The sequence below is a fragment of the bacterium genome, from assembly GCA_014360495.1.
Taxonomy (GTDB): domain Bacteria; phylum Armatimonadota; class JACIXR01; order JACIXR01; family JACIXR01; genus JACIXR01.
The window spans coordinates 14,652-33,109 of record JACIXR010000006.1 but is presented as its reverse complement, the minus strand read 5'-3'; the positions used below and the strand labels follow the sequence as shown (position 1 = coordinate 33,109).

Here is an 18,458-nt window from a genome sequence, read left to right as displayed (position 1 = left end):
GGAGCGAATGCTATGCATACGAAGGAAGATGTCCTAAAGCTTTTGAACAGCGAGTTTCATCAAAGGCTTTACCAAAACACATATAAAAGCTTACTTGAACGGCTTAAACCCGACGGCTACCTTCCCGAATCCCTCACGGGGGCTTATGGAGGCGAGTTCCCTCGCACACTTGGTCCCTATGTCTTCCTATTATTGGAGAATGGAGAGTTTGAGGAGGCGAAAAAATCGCTTGAATATGTTCTCTCCGCCACCGCTCTATCCGGAATGAATCGAATCCCTCATGTCATCGGACCAGCATACAGGGAAAGAGAACCCCTACCTGATAAAAAGAATCCCGGACAGACATTACACTACATCCACCTCTATCGCCTTGATTACCCAGATTACGGAGGGGCTCAGCAATTTAAAGCCACTTCCTCAAAGCTCTATGCCATTGAGGCTTGGCTGACGAAGGATAACGCTGATGGAACCTTGTTCGTTGAGATTGTTCGCGAGCCAGATGATGAAAAGCCAATCGCCGCCATTTCCATTCCCTCCGATAAAATAGAATCTGGACGTTGGCTGAGAGCCGTTTTCCCAGAACCCGTTTCCTTGGAAGTGGGCAAATCCTACCTCCTCCGCCTTCGTTTTGAGGGAAAAGGGACAATGGCTTGGGTGGGATTGAACGAAGTTGGGGAAAATCCCTTCGGCGGCGCCTATTCCCACGATAAACCTCCAATCGGCTGGCAGATTCACAAAGACCATATCACCGCCTTTGCCCTTGATTTCGGCTCCCTTAAACATATAGAGAGACAAATCATCCCTATCTGGGATAAAGCCGACCAACCCGATGGACATTATCACATAATCTTGGCTTGGGCGAGATATATCACGGTCAGCAATGATAGGGATTTTGAAAACAAAACTTACGAACAAATAGCAAGGCTTTGCGATTTGGCAACCGATATGCCCTACATGAATATGGGATGGGGCACGACCACGACTTATCTAATCCGCAACCCCTGTTTTGAACATTCCCGCGAGGTGAGATTTTGGGATTGCTACGACCTCTTGACCCAGGTTTTCACCGCTGAGGCTTGGCGGGAGATGCTCCCCATCGCAAAAAGAAGGGGCGATTGGGAGCATTACTACAAATGGAAAGAAGCTCTATCCCGTCTTGAGAGGGGGATAAAGGAATTTTTGACTATGGAGATGGGCGGAAAAAGGATTTATGCCGAGATGAGACTCCCCGATGGAGGTGCTGGAAAGATATATGATGGGTTATCTTGGGTCAATCTTTCCCCTATAGCGGCGGGTTGGAGGGGAGCGGATGAGGAGATTTTACGAGCGACTATTGAGGAGTATAGAAAAAGGGCTTTCTTCGATTGGGAGGGATTCAAGCTATTGGGAGCGGAGTGGAATCCACCCGATAGGATAGCGAGAGCAGTGATAGGCAAACAATGGGCTTGGGAGTTTCTCTATTCTGTTGAGAGGGGGGAATGGGACAGGGCTTGTGAGCTTTTGAGTTTTTTGGAAAAGGCGAACAACAATCCCCTCTTCGCTGAATGCTTTTGGCTTTCACCGGATGGCAAGATGAACCTAAACGACCCGGGGAACGGCGAGCAAAGCAGCTGGTATGTCTGGGCGATAAGCCGAGCGAAAAAGATTTTGGAAGGGAGGGAATTGCTATTTTGAAATACTTCTCTCTTTTATTTCTCATTATCCCTGTTTTGCCAGCTTATTGTTCTCTTAAAGTCGGAGTAATTGCTGATGAACTCGTTGATTACTCCACTTGGGCTAAACCCTTCGCCTCCCTTTGGAAGGGAGAGGAAGTACTCAATTTTTTGAAGAAATTTGAATGCTCACCCAAGCTCTTAACCGCCGAGGAACTATCATTGGAAGGCTTCTCAAAATACGATGTGATACTCATTTCCACCGACCACACTTATCCAGAGATTGGCACTTGGGGAGGTGTTGTTGCGGAGGCATTGAAGAAATATGTTGAGCAAGGTGGTATATATGCGATGCCCATCGGCGTTCCCCATTACATAAGCAAGGACATAAAAACTGGAAAGTTGGATTCAAATCATTGGGACGATTTCTTCGGCTGGCGTGCCTCCGTATGTTTCGGCTCGGGCGAGCTCCAGTTGACAAAGCAGGGGAAAAGGATTGGACTTTTAGAGCCAATAAATCTTCCCGCGCGTCCCATTCGCACCTTTGAGGTCTCAAAAGCAGCGGTTCTAATATGGAGTTTAGATTGCGTTCCCTTGTTGAGAGCCATCCCCTATGGCAAGGGATGGCTAATCCATTGGGGTGGTGGAGAGGATATGAGCGAGCGAGTGAGGAACTATTGGCTTGAAGCAGTGGTCAAAATCGCAGAGGCGATAAAGCAAGGAGAAATCAAGGCTACAACTTACGAGGAACTCCTTAGAGAGGAGGGAGTGGCTGGCAAATCCCTTGATGATATTGATTACGAAGCCTTCTCTCCTGCCCCCTCCCCGCTCTCTCTTCCTCCCAAGGGGATTCAACTTCAGCCTACGGAAAAGAAGATTTTGAGAAATCCTCGCAAAACTCTCAAGCTTGATGGCAAGTGGCTTATGCTTGGCTTTCCTCGTGGAAAAGGCAATGAGGGTAAGCTCATCAAAGGAGAAGGTTGGGAGGAGGCGATGGAAGCGGAGGTTCCCTGTAGCGTGCAAACAGCCCTTTTCAAGGCGGGGAAAATACCTGACCCCACCGTTGGTTTCAACGACCAAATCGCTCGGAAGGAAGTCGCTGAGAAAGAATGGTGGTTTCGCAAGGACTTCGCTTGGGAGCCTGGAAAGCCTACCCGCCTCGTCTTTGAGGGAGTAGATTATAGCGCCACCTTCTATCTCAATGGCGTCCGCTTAGGGGAGCACGAAGGTCCCTTCGGCGGTCCCACATTTGATATAACGGGCATCGTTCAGAAACAAAACACCCTAATAGTCCGCATTGACCCCATACCTCCTGATTGGACGCTCGTTTTCAAAACGAACTGCGTCTACGGATGGCATTATGTGAACTGCCCACCCATTGGAATCTGGCGCTCGGTGAGGGTGGAAACCGTCCCCGATGTTGAGATTACAGATTTATTTATATCCACTCAAGACGCTCAGAAAGGTTTGATGAGCCTTTACATCGCTTTGAGAAGCAAGAGGGCTTTTCAGGGCGAAATTGAGGGAGTGCTCACCCCAGCTAACTTCAAAGGAAAATCCTATCGTTTTACCCTTCCCGTGAAAGGGAAAGGTATGTTTTGGCAAGAGCATTTGCAATTTGCTATTCCCAATCCTCGCCTCTGGTATCCTAATGGATTGGGCGAGCAGAATCTTTACCATCTACAAATAGCTTATAAAGAGGGAAATCGCATCCTTGATTTTTCCTCCACTCGTTTCGGCATCCGCACAATAAAGACGACCCCCTTGCCAGACGGTCCTAAACCCCACCTTTATAATTGGACCTTCGTCATAAATGGAAGACCTGTTTTTCTCAAAGGAACGAACTGGGCAACCCTTGATGCCTTTCTCAGGCTTGATGAAGCAAGATATAGGAGATTCCTCACTTTAGCAAAGGACGCAAATATCCAGATTCTTCGGGCTTGGGGAGGAGGGTTGTTGGAAACGGACACATTTTACGATATCTGCGACGAGCTGGGCATAATGGTTTGGCAAGAATTTCCCCTCACTTGGCAGAAATTTGATGTTATACGGCAGGCTGTTGCGGAGGAAATAGCCGATCTGAACATTCGCAGGTTGAGAAATCATCCCTCCTTAGCCCTTTGGTGCGGAGGAAATGAACATAGCGGGCAGGGTTGGTTGATTGAACTGCTGGGAAGAAAATGCTATGAGCTTGACGGCACTCGCCCCTATCATAGAACCGACCCCTACGGGGGTAGCATCCATAACTACGATGTTTACTGGGGACTCCAGCCATTGGAGAGGAATCTGGACCTAACCGCTCCTTTCATAGGCGAGTTCGGCTTGGCCTCCCCCTGCTCCTATGAAAGCACGCTGAAATACCTACCTCCTGAGGAACGGAATACCTGGCCTCCTGCCGATGACAGCGCCTTTATCCACCATACTCCGACATTCACACCCCAAAATATGGTGCATCTTCTCCACTATGCAAAGGAATTTGACCCTTGCGAGGATTTGCAGGGCTTCATCAGAGGCAGCCAATTGGCGCAAGCAACCGGCGTAAGGGTAGTTCTGGAAAAGATGAGAACGAGATTTCCCCTCTCAACCGGTGTTATTTACTATAAGCTAACGGATGTCTACCCCGGCTGTTCCTGGTCCACGGTTGATTGGTACGGCGTCCCCAAAATAGCACATTATTTCGTGCAAGACGCCTATGCTCCCCTGCAAGTTGTCGCCCTCTTCAAATCCTTCTCCTACCCTCCTGGAGACATTCTCCAAACCGAGATATGGCTTTTGGATGATAAAAAGGAATCCAAGGGAAAGGGCGAGGTTTGGGTGAGATTGTTCAATGGGAAGCTCCAAATGGTGGCTGAGAGAAGGCTTGAATTAGTGAGTAAGGGTGAAGGGAATCTTCTCGTTGGCGAATTGGATTTTCCCATTCCAAGTGAAAATCACATACCTCTCTTATTGGTTTTGGATTTGCTCAAGAACGACAAGAAATTAACGAGGAACTATTATTGGTTCAATTTCCGAGAGAAGCCGGGCTGCCTATTCAGTCTACCTAAGACCAGATTATCCGCTCATATGGACCGAGATAGAATCGTTGTGAGGAATATAGGGGAATTGCCCGCCGTTGGGGTCCATATATCCGCTCCAGATATATCCGACAGCTTGCGCCTTGAAGATGGTTATTTCTGGCTTGACCCAGGGGAGGAAAAGGTAATCGGATTCGAGCTTATGCCCAACATAGAGGGAACAAGAAAAAGCTTGAGAGGATTAAGAGTAGGTGCCTGGAACGCCGAGATGATTGATGTAATTAATAAATAGCCCAAATTTTTAAATTTTTTTACATCTGAGCTTAGCTTGGAGGAACTAAGGTTTGGAGCCTTTCTGACTCGCTCCTTTGCTCTGCTATGCTTTTTGCCCTTACTAAACCCCAATACTCCTTTCTGAAACAAAAGCTAAAGAGAGCTTTAACAAGTCTTTTTCTCGCCGCAAATTCCATAAATATCATCAACTATGAAGATAAAGAAATAGTGTAAAATTGTCAAGATATGGAGTTTTTCAACAAAACCAAAAAATATTTGACTATTCCACAATCTGCGTTATCATTAATGGAAACGGTTGCATAATGAAAGTCACGATTAAAGAGATAGCCAAAGAGCTCGGCGTTGCGCCCTCTACTGTCAGCAGGGCGCTGAGGAATCATCCCGCGATAAGCGAGAAAACCAAACAGCTCGTCCATCAAACTGCTGAGAGGCTTGGTTATCGCCCCAACATCCTTGCAAGAGGCTTAGCAACAAGACGAAGCTATACGATAGGGCTTGTCGTTCTGGATATAAGCAATCCCTTCTACGCTGAGATAGCGGAAGGAGTTGAGGAAGTTATCTCTTCCTACGGATATAGCCTACTACTTTGCAGTAGCGGATATGACCCGGAAAAAGAGAAAAAATATATCTCCCTTCTAAGAGATAGGAGGGTTGAGGGGATAATCATAACCTGCCTCAATGTGTCCTTCTCTCATATTCAAGACCTATTACAAAACGGACCTCCATTCGTTCCCATAGACTGGTTTCCCGGAGATAATCCATGCGTTACCACGAACAATGTAGAGGGAGCAAGACAAGCAGTTGAACACCTCCTCTCACTTGGGCACAGGGACATCGCATATTTAGCTGGACCCACCAGGCTACCCGGTGCGATGGATAGGGTTGAGGGCTATAAAAAAGCGCTTGAACGCTACGGGCTCCCCTTCAGAGAGGAACTTGTCCTTTATGGACACTCAACAGCTAAGGATGGTTATAAAGGCTTTAAAGAGTTGATGAACAGGGGAATAGATTTCACTGCCTTATTCTGCGCAAATGATGTAGTGGCTATAGGAGCGATGAAAGCTGCACAGGAAAACGGGATAAGGATACCCGAAGACATATCGTTAGTCGGCTACGACGATATAGAGATAGCCTCCCTCCTGAGTGTCCCTCTCACGACTGTTTGGCAGCCGAGGAAAGAACAAGGAGAGACGGCTGCCAAAATACTAATGGATATCTTGACTAAGAAGGAAAGGATTTTGCAGAAGGTTGTAATGGAGCAGAAACTAATAGTTCGGATGTCAACGAAAACTCCAAGAAAGGGGGTGAAAAAATGAAAAGGAAAGGATTTACGCTGATAGAGCTTTTAGTGGTGATAGCTATCATAGCAATCCTCGCTGCGATTCTCTTCCCTGTTTTCAGCAGGGCAAGGGAGCAGGCGAGAAAAGCCCACTGTCTCTCTAATTTGAAGCAATTGACCCAAGCTACTCTTCAATATCTGCAAGATTGGGACGAATGTTTCCCTCTCACCGATTGGAATTATATGACATGGCCAACTCACATCTATCCCTATGTTAAAAACACCTCTATTTATAAATGTCCCACTCGTTATATGCAGGATATTTGGTGCGGATATTGTAGCCCGACCTTTCATCAATGGCCAGCTACGAACTACGGGATGAATTCCTGTCTTCATGGTATGTGGGCTAAATGGGGTGTTTCTGGAACGATCAGCCTTGCTCGCATTGATAGTCCCAGCCAGACAGCTTTAGTATTTGATTCGGCAACCACTTTCGGTTGTCTTGCCGCTGTTCCCTGGACGAATGTCTGCCAAGCCCAATGCAATCCCGACCTCCAAAAGGAGGAAAATGTAAGGCATATGGGCTGAAATAACATCGGTTTCGTTGATGGATATGTCAAATGGGTTCATTGGCAGGAGATGACTCCCTTAGAGACACGTGTCAAAATGTGGTATGGCTGGGCACAATAAAGACAATGCCCTGGCGAGCGATAATATTGGGTTGCCTGCTCATCCCTTTGAATTGTTATTGGGTGGCGATGGCGGAAATCGTCTATTACACCCTTCACGCCACCGTCCTCTCCCTCTTCTTTAACGCCCTCGCCACCCTCCTTTTTCTTCTATTAATTAATTCCCTCCTACGAAGGTTCACCCGTTTTTACCTATCTCGCTACGAACTCCTAATTATTTACATTATGCTCTGCATCGCCACCTCCCTCTGCGCCCACGATATGATGCAGATACTCATGAGCCTTTTGGGCTACCCTCGCTGGTTCGCTACTCAAGAAAACCAATGGGAGACAAAGATTCTACCCTACTTGCCTTCCTGGTTGATAGTGAAAGACAAACAAGCTCTCTCAGGATTATATCTTGGTGGGAGCACATTCCTTCCCTATATAAAGCATTTCCTCCCTCCCCTTTTTGCCTGGGGAACATTCGCAATCCTTTTAATTTGGTGTTTCTATTGTCTTAGCTCTATATTCAAGGACCATTGGATAAAGGCTCAACGTCTCACATTTCCCATAGCCCAAGTCCCCCTGGAACTGACCAGCGAGGAAGGATTGGTCTTCAAAAACAAGCTATTTTGGGCTGGATTCGCTTTCGCCGGCTGTCTTGATATTTGGCATGGACTCCATTTCTTCTTTCCTTATCTCTTCTACCTTAATACAAGGTTCGACCTCGGACCCCTTATTCACATTCCTCCCTGGAATGCCATTGGCTGGACGCCAATCTGCTTTTATCCCTTCGCCGTGGGACTTGCTTACTTCATTCCCCTTGACCTCGCCTTCTCCTCTTGGTTCTTCTACCTTTTCTGGAAATTTCAGCTCGTCTTTCGCTCAGCCCTCGGTATGGAGCCTATGCCCGGTCCCTATCAAAGCGCCCAATCATCTGGCGCTTGGATAGGGATAGGAATTCTCGCCCTTTGGGGAGCTCGCAGGCATATAAAAAACCTATTAAAGCAAGGAGAAATTAAGCATATTATCGGCTTTTTAGCTGGCTTCTTGGGACTTGTAACCTTCGTTCACATCGCTGGTATATCGCTTTGGGTTGCCCTTGCTTTCTTCTCAATTTATTTCATAATAGCGATTTCCGTGGCAAGGATGAGAGCAGAGCTTGGACCTCCTACTCACGACCTTTACTATGCCGGCCCCGATTGGCTCTTGACTTCGCTTTTCGGCACGAGAATCTTCGGAGCGCAAAACCTCTCCGTTCTCTCCCTCCTTTATTGGGTCACACGCGACTACCGAAACCACCCCATAGCCCACGAGCTTGAGGGAATGAAAATAGCTGAACAGGCTAAGGGAATTAACGAAGCTCGCCTTGGATTTATCTACCTCATCTCCGCATTTGTTGGATTCATATCTGCTTATTTCATTTATCTACACATCTTTTACACTTGGGGTGTGGGGGCAAAATTACAGAGATTCGGTGTGGGATTGGGCGCCGAAGCTTTTAATAGGTTAGATAAATGGCTTAGCTCCCCTTCCGGAATGGATGCTCCCTCTATGAGACAGTTTAGCTTCGGTCTCGGGCTAACACTTTCTCTCTTCTTCATAAGGAGTCTTTTCCCCTTCTTCCCACTCCATCCAGTAGGCTATGCAATCGCTGGCTCTTGGACGATGTCCTGGCTATGGTTCTCCGTCTTCTTGAGCTGGCTGGCTAAAAGCATAATCCTCAAGCAGGGTGGATTGAAGGCATATAGAAACGCTATGCCGATTTTCCTCGGATTAATTATAGGCGAATACGCCATCGGGAGCTTATGGAGCATAATAGGAATAGTATTTAATAAGGAGGTTTATGGCTTTTTCATATAATTCAAGAGGAGGAATCCCTATGTTTATCTTGGCTTTTTTGCTTCCCTTGCTCACATACGGAACCGATTGGTTCAATGAAAGGGAATCCCTTTGGCTTAGGGAGCATTGTGGAATCTATGCCTGGGCAAAACACAATAAATTCAATGATTTCTCCCTCCCCGAGCTCGTTGAAAAGGCAAAGGAGTTTGGCGTGAAGATAATAAGGGTGCCCGTAGATGCCTTCTATGGAGGAGAAGAGGACTTCCCAACGGTTTTATCCTCTCCAGCATATCAAGAAATCTTCTCTAAGTTTTCCATTATAATCCTAACGATGTGGGATTGGTCAGGAAAACAATACGACGCAAATTGGACGGAAAAGGTCTATTATGATGCAGCTCGCTATCTCCTGGAAAAATACAAGGGGAGTGGAAAGACGATTGTTATGGGCATATGGGAGAGCGATAATTGGGCACCCCTTGATGAAAGAGGCATCTCCTTTTTCCAGGCGAGGCAGAAAGGGATAAGAAGGGCAAAAAAGGAGATAGGAGAAAAAGGCATGACGCTCATAGAAATGATAGAGGTTAATAAGGTTGATTTGAAAGGTAGAGATTGTGTTACCAATGTGATACTGCCAAAAGTTAAACCGGAAATGGTCTCCCTCTCTTCTTGGGCACACCTTGATAATCTTACCCAGACCCTTGATTACATCTCAAAAAAGGTAGGGCACAGAAATATTATGATTGGGGAGTTCGGCTTGGAGAGGAAGAATTGTTTTCCCGAAGAGGAAGTGAGGCAATTTATCCTCCCACGAGTGAGGGAGCTTATGAAGTGGAGAGTGAAGTATCTCGTCCTTTGGCAAATGAGCGACTGGGCAAACGGCTTTTTGGACTGCAAAGAGAACGATGGGAAAAGAATGACCTGCTGGTTCCCCTTTTACCGTGCCTTCCATTCCTCTGATGACCCCTTATGTATTGAGGATTTCAGGGAAATGAGAACGGACCAGAGGGGTAAACCTGTTAACCTACTTGGAGGGGAAAGCGAGGAGGGAATCCTCCTCATATCTTCCCAAAATGGCGCCCTCTATCTAAATGGAACACATCGTAGCTGGAGCACATCCCTTGAAAAGTTGCCACTTCAGAATTATAAATGGCTTCTTATACCGTTCATCGGAAAAGGAAAAGTAATTATTGCAGACGAAAACGGAAATCAATGCAAAATTGATTTGAAAGAAGCTATAGACATCGTGGAATTATCCAAAAAAGGAGTTGATATATCCAGACCTTCAAAGCTAATAATCCAATCGCTCGGCAGGGAACCTCTATTCGTGGGGGGAATCTATCTGAGCAAAAAATTGAAAAAATTTCCCCTAAAAATCTCTTCTGAGAAAATGGAGATGCTGGTGCCCGTTGAGGGTGATGCTGAAATTCGTCTCCCAAACGGAGTGTGGAAGGTGGAAAGTTTGGAATTGGAAGCATATGAGAAAATAAGCAACGCGAGAATAAAAGGAAAAGGCACGATTTGTCCAGTAGCAACTCAATTGCCTCCGAGCTCCAAGATCATGCTATCAGCTGAGGGAAATGGCTACTTCCTCTTGCCCAATGTAAGGGCAAGCAAGGAAGAGGATTGGTCGGCTTTTGAGAAGGAAAATCTTCTATGGAACGAAGAATTCAAGGTATATCTGCCAGCGAAAAAGGGTGAAGAATGCCGGTTGACCCTTAATCTCTCCTTCCCCTATAACATCGTGGGAGGGGTTTTCTGGTTGACGGGCAAGAAAAGCGAAAAGGGGGATTGGTGGGTTGAGGTGAGAAGCTACCAGGGCAAATGGGAGAAATGTCCTACTATATTTTATTATCCGGGTATACCCGAGGACTTGTGCGCTCTTCTTCCTCCCGATTTCCCTTCCCTTTGGGCACCAGTTCGGGATTTAAGAGCAAATTGGGTCATAAAGACGGGAGGGGAAGAGAACTGGCAGTGGAGCAGTTGCATTATGTCTTTGAGAGCCAAGCTATATCTTGATACGATTTCCGCTCCCCTACCCGAAGGGAGGGTCTTTCACTTTTACTCTCAAGGAAGGGGGATGTTGAAATTGAGGCTTGTAAAGGCGAGATAACGCTTATTCTAACTTCTTTAATCATACCTTTAAAGTTAAAACCAGATTCCCTCTGCTGATTCATAACCTTACTTGTCAAAGTTAAAATCTATTTCTTTCCCAAACATTCCCAAAAGGTGGACGATATAATTCAAGTCATGAGGAGGGTAGTGTAACGGCTATGGGGAGCGCTCCATAGAACTCTTCAACGGGTATAGTTGAGCTTAATAAGCAAAGGAGTCTCAAATGGTATGGAATTATGCAGGGAATATTGACTTCTTCATATTTTCCCCCCAAAATTAATATTGTGGAAGAATTGAAGGAATACACAGCTGAACAGATAACGGTTCTCAAGGGGCTTGAGGCTGTCCGAAGACGCCCCGCTATGTATATAGGCTCTACAGGTCCTCGTGGTCTTCACCATCTCGTCTTTGAGGTCGTAGACAATTCCATTGATGAGGTTCTCGCCGGCTTCTGCGACAGGATTGAGATAACCATCCACGAGGACAAGAGCGTATCAGTGGTTGATAATGGGCGGGGCATCCCAGTGGATATCCATCCCGAGCTCCAAATCCCCGGCGTGGAGGTCGTTATGACCGTCCTCCATGCTGGTTCTAAGTTCGGTGGAGGAAGCTATAAGGTAGCGGGAGGTCTGCACGGCGTGGGCGTTTCCGTCGTCAACGCCCTCTCTGAATGGTTGGAAGTGAGGGTTAAAAGAGAGGGAAAGGTCTGGTATCAAAAGTATGAGAGAGGCGTTCCTCTCGCTCCCCTAAAGGCGATTGGCAATGCCTCCCATACTGGCACAGCGGTTCGCTTCTTGCCCGATAAGGAGATATTCGGAGAATTTGATTGGTCCTATGAAATCCTCGCTGAGCGCTTCCGCTATCTCGCTTACCTCAACCCCGGCGTCAAGATAATCTTCAAGGACGAGAGAACGGGAACGGAGGAATCCTTCCAGTTCAAGGGAGGATTGGAAGCCTTCGTTCAATTCCTCAATCGCAACAAAAAACCCATCCACAAGCCAATTTATTTCAAGCAGGTGCGCAATGGCTGCGAAGTGGAGGTAGCTATCCAATACACGGATGGCTATCAGGAAACGATTCTCTCCTTCGCAAATAATATAAATACAGTGGAAGGTGGGACACATGTTTCCGGATTCAAAACCGCCCTCACGAGGGTTATCAATCAATATGCAAGGAAATTGGGACTTCTGAAAGACAAGGACCCGAATATAGGTGGAGAGGACGCGAGGGAAGGCTTAACGGCGGTTATAAGCGTTAAGCTTCTCCAACCCCAATTTGAAGGTCAGACGAAGACGAAATTGGGCAACAGCGAGATGGAAGGGCTGATGAATTCCATCGTTGGGGAGGAGCTATCGCGTTTCTTTGAGGAAAATCCCTCGGTTGCGAGGAAAATCATAGAGAAGGGGCTAACAGCTTATCGGGCGAGGGAGGCGGCTCGCAAAGCTGCGGATTTAGTGAAACGGCAAAGCGCCCTTGAAAGCGGTTCGCTTCCCGGCAAGTTAGCCGACTGCACGGAGAAGGACCCCTCAAAGTGTGAGCTTTACATAGTTGAGGGAGATTCAGCGGGAGGTTCAGCTAAGCAGGGAAGGGATAGGCGTTATCAGGCGATACTTCCCCTACGGGGAAAGGTTCTAAATGTTGAGAAAGCGAGGCTTGATAAAGCCTTGGAGAACGAGGAGATAAAATCGCTTATAACCGCTCTCGGAACGGGGATAGCGGAGAGCGGAGAGGAAGATGGGAAATTCAATATAGACCGTCTGCGCTACCACCGCATAATAATTATGGCTGATGCTGATGTTGATGGCGCTCACATAAGAACGCTCCTTTTGACCTTCTTCTTCCGCTATATGCGTCCTCTAATAGAGAGGGGGCACATCTACATCGCTCAGCCTCCTCTTTATCAGATTAAAGTAGGAAGGGATGGCAAGGAACGCTATTACGCCTACAGCGATAGCGAGTTGGAGGAGATTTTAAAGAAGATAAAGAAAAAGGATGTAACGATTCAGAGGTATAAAGGTTTGGGAGAAATGAATCCCCAACAATTATGGGAAACGACTATGGACCCTTCCACTAGAACATTGATTCAAGTAACAATTGAAGATGCGATAAAAGCGGACGAGATTTTCACCATTCTCATGGGAGGGAAAGTTGAGCCGAGAAGGGAATTCATAGAGAAGCACGCTAAGGAGGTGCGCAACTTAGATATATGAAAAAGGAACTCACCCCCAATCAAGCCCTTCAGCTCATCAATCACGGTCCAACCATTTTGGTGACGGTGATGGGAGAAAAGGGACCAAATATAATAACTTTGGCTTGGTCAACGCCAGTGAGCATCCGTCCGCCTCTATTGGCGATAAGCGTTGCTCCCTCCCGCTATTCCCACGATTTGATACTCAATTCCGGCGAGTTCGTGGTTAATGTCCCAAATGCTTCCCTTTTGAAGCAAGTGCATCTCTGTGGGACGATTTCGGGAAGAAATAGAGATAAGTTCAAGGAGGCAGGATTAACTCCCATCCCGGCGAGCAAGGTGAAAGCACCACTGATTGAGGAATGCATTGGACATATAGAGTGCAAGCTTTACGCCCATTATACAGCCGGCGACCACACGATTTTCATCGGTCAGGTGATAGCGGGTTCGGTCAACGATGACCTTTACGATGGGCATTTGATAACGGAGAAAATAGAAGGACAGACGCTACATCATCTCGGAGGAAATGTCTACGCGATAGCAGGAAAAAGAGTCTATGCTCGCTGATTTGTCTTCATTGGAGAGGGGATAGCCTGAGGAAGAGGATATCAACAATAGAAGTAATAACGGTTGTTTTGCTCCTGCCCTCCTTTATCCTAAGGATGAACACCCAGAGGATTAAGTTTTTATTTCAAACTTCTCCTTGAGCCCTGGGAGGCATTTGAGAAGCCGATACCGACGAGGTTTCTCCTTGGGCTCGTTGCCATCGCCACCCTATTCGCCCTTGATATCGGCTCTCCCATCCCTCCTCGCTTTTTCGTCCAGAGATTCTTTTGTTGGGTTGACTATAATTTAACTCTCCTACTTATCTATTCCCTCGTTTTTGCCCTCTACGGCAAAAGAGATAGCATCATAGCATTTCTTTCCGTCTCTTTAAATATCAGGACCCTTTTCTTTGGCTTTCATTACTTTATCTGGGGATTGAATGCTCTGGATATTGTTTGAGCAGATATGCCTTCTCATAAAATTTGGATGTTGGTTTCATTGACACCCCTTCGCTACCGCTCACATCCATTGCATAGTTTTGACAAGTTATTTCGCTACCTTCGTTCTTTTAAATTCACCTTTTCCTTTTCTTCCTACCAAAAGAACGGGGAAATTAAAAGATGTCTAATATCTTGTTGGCTTATATGCTCTCGGAAGCTGATGTCCCAAAGAGGTTAGAATTTCGTAGGGAATTGTTTCGCTAAACTTCGCCAATTCCCACGGAGTTATTTCCTCCTCCCCTTGCCTTCCCATTATTACCACCTCTTCTCCCAATTCAACACCCTCTATTTCGCTTACATCAACGACCATCTGGTCCATACACACTACCCCCAATATAGGTGCCCTCTTTCCCTTAATCAAAACATTTCCTTTATTGGAAAATGAGCGGAAAAATCCTTGAGCGTAGCCTATCCCAATCACCGCCACCCTGCTTTTCCGAGGCAATATATATGTCCTACCATAGCTTATGCTATGACCAGCGGGCAGGTCCTTCACCTCTATAACTTTCGCCTTAACGCTCATAGCGGGAAGGAGTCCAACGGCACCGTTTTGAGTGGGATTTATCCCATAGAGGGCTATGCCCGGACGCACCATATCAAGATGGGAATCCTTCAGGGAGAAAATGGCGGCGCTGTTGGCGCAATGTTTCAGGGGGATTTCTATTCCTCGCTCCCTTATTTCCTTCAAAACTTCAAGAAAAATGGAGAGCTGATGTTTTGTGAAATCCAAATCGCTATCGGCGGAGGCGAAATGGGTATAAATTCCCTCAAGGGAAAGGTTTTCGTATTCACGAAATCTCAAGACGAAATCAAGGGCTACATCTGGACTTATTCCCAACCTGCCCATTCCGGTGTCTATCTTTATGTGAACCGGACATATCCTCCCCTGCCGCTTGCTTTCCTCGTTTATGAGATGAGCTATTTTCCCATTGGAGATTATGGGCGTTATATTCCAATGAATTGTTTCCTTTATGTCCTCCGGAAGGGTGGGGAGGAGGTTGACTATTGGTGATTTTATCCCAGCTTCTCTCAATTTTATTCCCTCTTGAAGGGAGGAAACCCCGAAGTAGAAATTCCCCTGAGAGGAAATGGCTTTCGCTACTTCCTCTATGCCGTGCCCATAGGCATCGGCTTTCACAACAGCCATAACCTTTACATTTTCGCCTACAAATCTTTGGATTTGCTTGAGATTATGGATGATAGCGTTTAAATCTATCTCAGCCCAGCAGTAACTCATAAATTTAATAATGAATAAGAACTAAAAGAAAATCAACCTTGAAAAGGTATTTCTATTCGGGAAGGTAAGTTTTCACAATCTCAATTTGACTTTCCAAATCTTCTTGATATAATAGTGTATAAAGTTTATCAAAATAGTATACAATAGGAGGCGATTATGAGACTTTCAACGAAAGTCCGTTATGGTATGAGATTGATGCTGGAGCTCGCCCTTCACTGGAACAAAGGTCCAGTGAAGCTGGAAAAAGTCGCCGAGCGCCAATCCATCCCCCTCAAGTATATGAGACAAATCGCCTATGCCCTTGAGGCGGGAGGACTTCTCATCAGCATGAGGGGTCCGGGAGGCGGCTATATCCTTCCCCGCCCTCCCGAGGATATATCCCTTTTTGAAATCATAAAAAGCGTCGCTGGCTCCCTCTCCCTCGTCCCCTGCCTTGATAATCCCCGCTTCTGCGAGAAAAGCGCCTGCTGTGCAACGAGGGAACTCTGGGATGAGGCTTCCTCTGCCCTGAGGGAGATTTTTGAGAAAAAGAAGCTCAGCGACCTCGTGAAAAGGCAACTCGCCTTAGGAGGTGTTTAGAAAATGATTTATATGGATTACAATGCTACAACCCCCATAGACGAAAGGGTTCTTTCCGCTATGCTTCCTTATCTCAAGGAGGAGTTCGGCAATCCTTCCTCCATCTACTCCCTAGCTCAAAGGGCGAGGAAAGCGGTTGAGGAGGCAAGGGAAAAGCTCGCAAAGCTCCTCAACGCCAACCCAAACGAGATAATCTTTACTTCAGGTGGAACAGAATCGGACAACTTTGCGATAAAAGGAATAGCTTACGCGTATCAAGATAAAGGGAAACATATAATAACCTCGCAGATAGAACATCACGCCGTCCTAAACACTTGTAAGTTCCTTGAAAAGCAGGGCTTTCAGATAGCTTATCTTCCCGTTGACCGTTATGGAGTGGTAGATTTGGATGCTTTGGAGAAAAGCATCACTCCCCAAACGATTTTAATTTCCATTATGTTTGCCAACAATGAGGTGGGAACGATACAGCCGATAAAAAAGATAGGGGAGATAGCAAAGAGGCACGGAGTTTATTTCCATACAGATGCCGTTCAGGCGGTGGGGAAGATTCCCATAGATGTTAAAGAGTTGGGGATTGACCTCCTCTCCCTCTCAGCCCACAAATTTTACGGACCGAAGGGAGTGGGAGCTTTATATGTGAGGAAAGGAGTGAAGATATCTCCCATCATTCAGGGAGGCGAGCAGGAGAGGGGAAGAAGAGGGGGAACGGAGAATGTAGCAGGGATAGTCGGCTTGGGGAAGGCTGCGGAGATAGCCCAGGAGGAGATGACGGAGGAGGGAAAAAGGGTGAGGGCTTTGAGAGATGAGCTTGAGAGAAGGCTATTGGAAAGGATTCCCGAGGTTGTATTGAATGGACACCCTCAAAATAGGCTCTACAACACCCTCTCCATTTGCGTTAAATATGTTGAGGGGGAATCAATGCTTATAAACCTTGATAGGGAGGGAATCTACGCCTCTTCGGGTTCGGCTTGCACTTCAGGTTCTTTAGAGCCTTCCCATGTTCTCCTCGCTATGGGCGTTCCTCCCGAGGTAGCCCATGGCTCCCTTCGTTTCAGCTTGGGGAAATTCAATAAAGAAGAAGATGTGAAGAGGGTGAGCAAGGTATTTCCCTCCATAGTTGAGGAATTGAGGAAAATATCCCCCTTTTGGGAGTGAGGAATATGGAGCTTAGAGAAAAGATATTGAAACTTAAGGAAGAGAAAAACGCTCTTATAGTAGCGCACAATTATCAATTGCCAGAGGTGCAGGATATAGCTGATTTCGTTGGTGATAGCTTGGAACTATCAAGGAAGGTTGCTCAGATGGAAAATAAAATTGTGGTCTTTTGCGGCGTGAAATTTATGGCTGAGACGGCGAAGATTCTCTCACCTCAAAAGGTTGTCCTTTTGCCCCGTTCCGATGCAATCTGCCCGATGGCGGAGATGGTTAGCGCTGAGGATATAAGGGCATGGAGGAGAATTCATCCAAGGGCGAAGGTTGTTGCTTATGTCAACACAAATGCTGATGTGAAGGCGGAAGCAGATGTCTGTTGCACATCGGCGAATGCTTTGCAGGTAGTGAGGAATATAGAGGGGGAGGAGATCTTCTTCGTTCCCGATAAGAACCTCGCCCTTTGGAGCGCTCGCTTTTCGGATGGCAAGAAAATCCATCCTTGGGAAGGCTTCTGTTATGTGCATAAGAGGATAAAGGCGGAAGAGGTTAGGGAAGCGAAGAAGAAATATCCCGATGCGCTCGTTCTCGCCCATCCCGAATGCGACCCTGAGGTCTTGGACCTCGCTGATGCCGTCCTCTCAACCTCTGGAATGCTTAGATATGCCAGGGAAAGCAGGGCTAAAAGATTTATAATATGCACTGAAGTAGGCTTATTGCATAGATTGAAGAAGGAGAACCCCACAAAAGAGTTCCTCGTCCCCAGGGCATTGATGTGTAGAAATATGAAGCTGACGACTTTAGAGGATGTATATTTTTCCCTCCTCTATGAAAGATATAAGATAGAGCTCCCCGAGGAAATAATATCTCGGGCGAGAAAATCCCTTGAGAAGATGTTAGAGTATGTTTGAGGTGATTAGATATGTTGGAATATAGCGAGAAGGTTATGGAGCATTTTCGCAATCCCAAAAATGTAGGAAAGATTGAGAATGCTGATGGAGTGGGAAAAGTTGGCAATCCTATGTGCGGCGATATAATGGTGATTTATATTAAGGTGAAGGCTAACAAAATAGAAGATTGCAAGTTTCAAACTTTCGGTTGTGCGGCTGCCATAGCCACTTCCTCAATGGTTACCGAGCTCGTGAAGGGGAAGGATATAGAGGAAGCCTTGAAGATAACGAACAGGACAGTGGCGGAAGCCTTGGGCGGCTTACCCGCGATAAAATATCACTGCTCCCTTTTGGCTGAAGAAGGAATAAGAGCAGCGATAGAGGATTACAAGAGAAAGAAAGGAAGGTGATGAATAGATGGGAATGGAGAGCTCATTATCTGCCCCCTTTGTGGAGAATCCCTCTTCCTATTTGAAGAGGAAACGATAGCTCTCTGCGGAGCCTG

Annotated in this window: 13 protein-coding genes; 12 read left to right on the top strand and 1 reads right to left on the bottom strand. The window is 46.5% G+C overall.

The annotated features are described in order from the left end of the window. The first annotated feature begins 12 nt into the window (after positions 1–12). The 8 genes from H5T88_06235 to H5T88_06200 all read left to right on the top strand — a co-directional run bounded on the left by H5T88_06235 (position 13) and on the right by H5T88_06200 (position 13,619). Positions 13–1,674, top strand: coding sequence for a hypothetical protein (locus tag H5T88_06235; GenBank protein ID MBC7329943.1), 1,662 nt, complete (start codon positions 13–15; stop codon positions 1,672–1,674). Then, the gene (locus H5T88_06230) at positions 1,671–4,958 is read left to right on the top strand and encodes a beta-mannosidase (protein MBC7329942.1); all 3,288 of its coding nucleotides are present in this window, start codon (positions 1,671–1,673) and stop codon (positions 4,956–4,958) included. The genes H5T88_06235 and H5T88_06230 overlap by 4 nt, the downstream gene beginning before the upstream one ends. 304 nt (positions 4,959–5,262) lie before the next feature. Continuing rightward, a complete protein-coding gene (locus H5T88_06225) occupies positions 5,263–6,276 on the top strand; it encodes a LacI family DNA-binding transcriptional regulator (protein MBC7329941.1) in 1,014 nt (337 codons plus the stop codon). Further along, on the top strand, positions 6,273–6,827 hold the full coding sequence (locus H5T88_06220; GenBank protein MBC7329940.1) for a prepilin-type N-terminal cleavage/methylation domain-containing protein: 555 nt from the start codon (positions 6,273–6,275) through the stop codon (positions 6,825–6,827). The genes H5T88_06225 and H5T88_06220 overlap by 4 nt, the downstream gene beginning before the upstream one ends. Positions 6,828–6,859: 32 nt before the next feature. Next, positions 6,860–8,773 (top strand): hypothetical protein, encoded by a 1,914-nt coding sequence (locus H5T88_06215; protein ID MBC7329939.1) that lies wholly within the window; start codon positions 6,860–6,862, stop codon positions 8,771–8,773. A gap of 19 nt (positions 8,774–8,792) precedes the next feature. Further along, positions 8,793–10,862, top strand: coding sequence for a hypothetical protein (locus H5T88_06210; GenBank protein MBC7329938.1), 2,070 nt, complete (start codon positions 8,793–8,795; stop codon positions 10,860–10,862). A 238-nt stretch (positions 10,863–11,100) separates the two neighbouring features. Further along, on the top strand, positions 11,101–13,074 hold the full coding sequence (gene gyrB, locus H5T88_06205; GenBank protein ID MBC7329937.1) for a DNA topoisomerase (ATP-hydrolyzing) subunit B: 1,974 nt from the start codon (positions 11,101–11,103) through the stop codon (positions 13,072–13,074). Next, positions 13,071–13,619: a flavin reductase family protein gene (locus tag H5T88_06200; protein MBC7329936.1), complete on the top strand. Its 549-nt coding sequence runs from the start codon at positions 13,071–13,073 to the stop codon at positions 13,617–13,619. The genes gyrB and H5T88_06200 overlap by 4 nt, the downstream gene beginning before the upstream one ends. A 603-nt stretch (positions 13,620–14,222) precedes the next feature. On the opposite strand, the gene H5T88_06195 is transcribed toward H5T88_06200, so the two are convergent. Then, on the bottom strand, positions 14,223–15,335 hold the full coding sequence (locus H5T88_06195; GenBank protein MBC7329935.1) for an alanine racemase: 1,113 nt from the start codon (positions 15,333–15,335) through the stop codon (positions 14,223–14,225). A gap of 156 nt (positions 15,336–15,491) precedes the next feature. Between H5T88_06195 and H5T88_06190 the strand changes: the two genes are divergently transcribed. Genes H5T88_06190 through nifU form a run of 4 tightly spaced genes read left to right on the top strand, consistent with a single transcriptional unit; the run spans position 15,492 to position 18,363 of the window. After that, positions 15,492–15,914 carry an Rrf2 family transcriptional regulator gene (locus H5T88_06190; GenBank protein ID MBC7329934.1) on the top strand — a complete coding sequence of 141 codons (423 nt, stop codon included), beginning with the start codon at positions 15,492–15,494 and terminating at the stop codon, positions 15,912–15,914. 3 nt (positions 15,915–15,917) lie between these two features. After that, complete coding sequence (gene nifS / locus H5T88_06185; GenBank protein MBC7329933.1) at positions 15,918–17,069, top strand: cysteine desulfurase NifS; 1,152 nt, start codon at positions 15,918–15,920, stop codon at positions 17,067–17,069. 5 nt (positions 17,070–17,074) lie between these two features. Further along, a complete protein-coding gene (gene nadA / locus H5T88_06180) occupies positions 17,075–17,974 on the top strand; it encodes a quinolinate synthase NadA (protein MBC7329932.1) in 900 nt (299 codons plus the stop codon). 11 nt (positions 17,975–17,985) lie between these two features. Beyond that, entirely contained in the window at positions 17,986–18,363 is a 378-nt protein-coding gene (gene nifU, locus H5T88_06175; protein MBC7329931.1) for a Fe-S cluster assembly scaffold protein NifU, read from the top strand. Positions 18,364–18,458 lie beyond the last annotated feature (95 nt).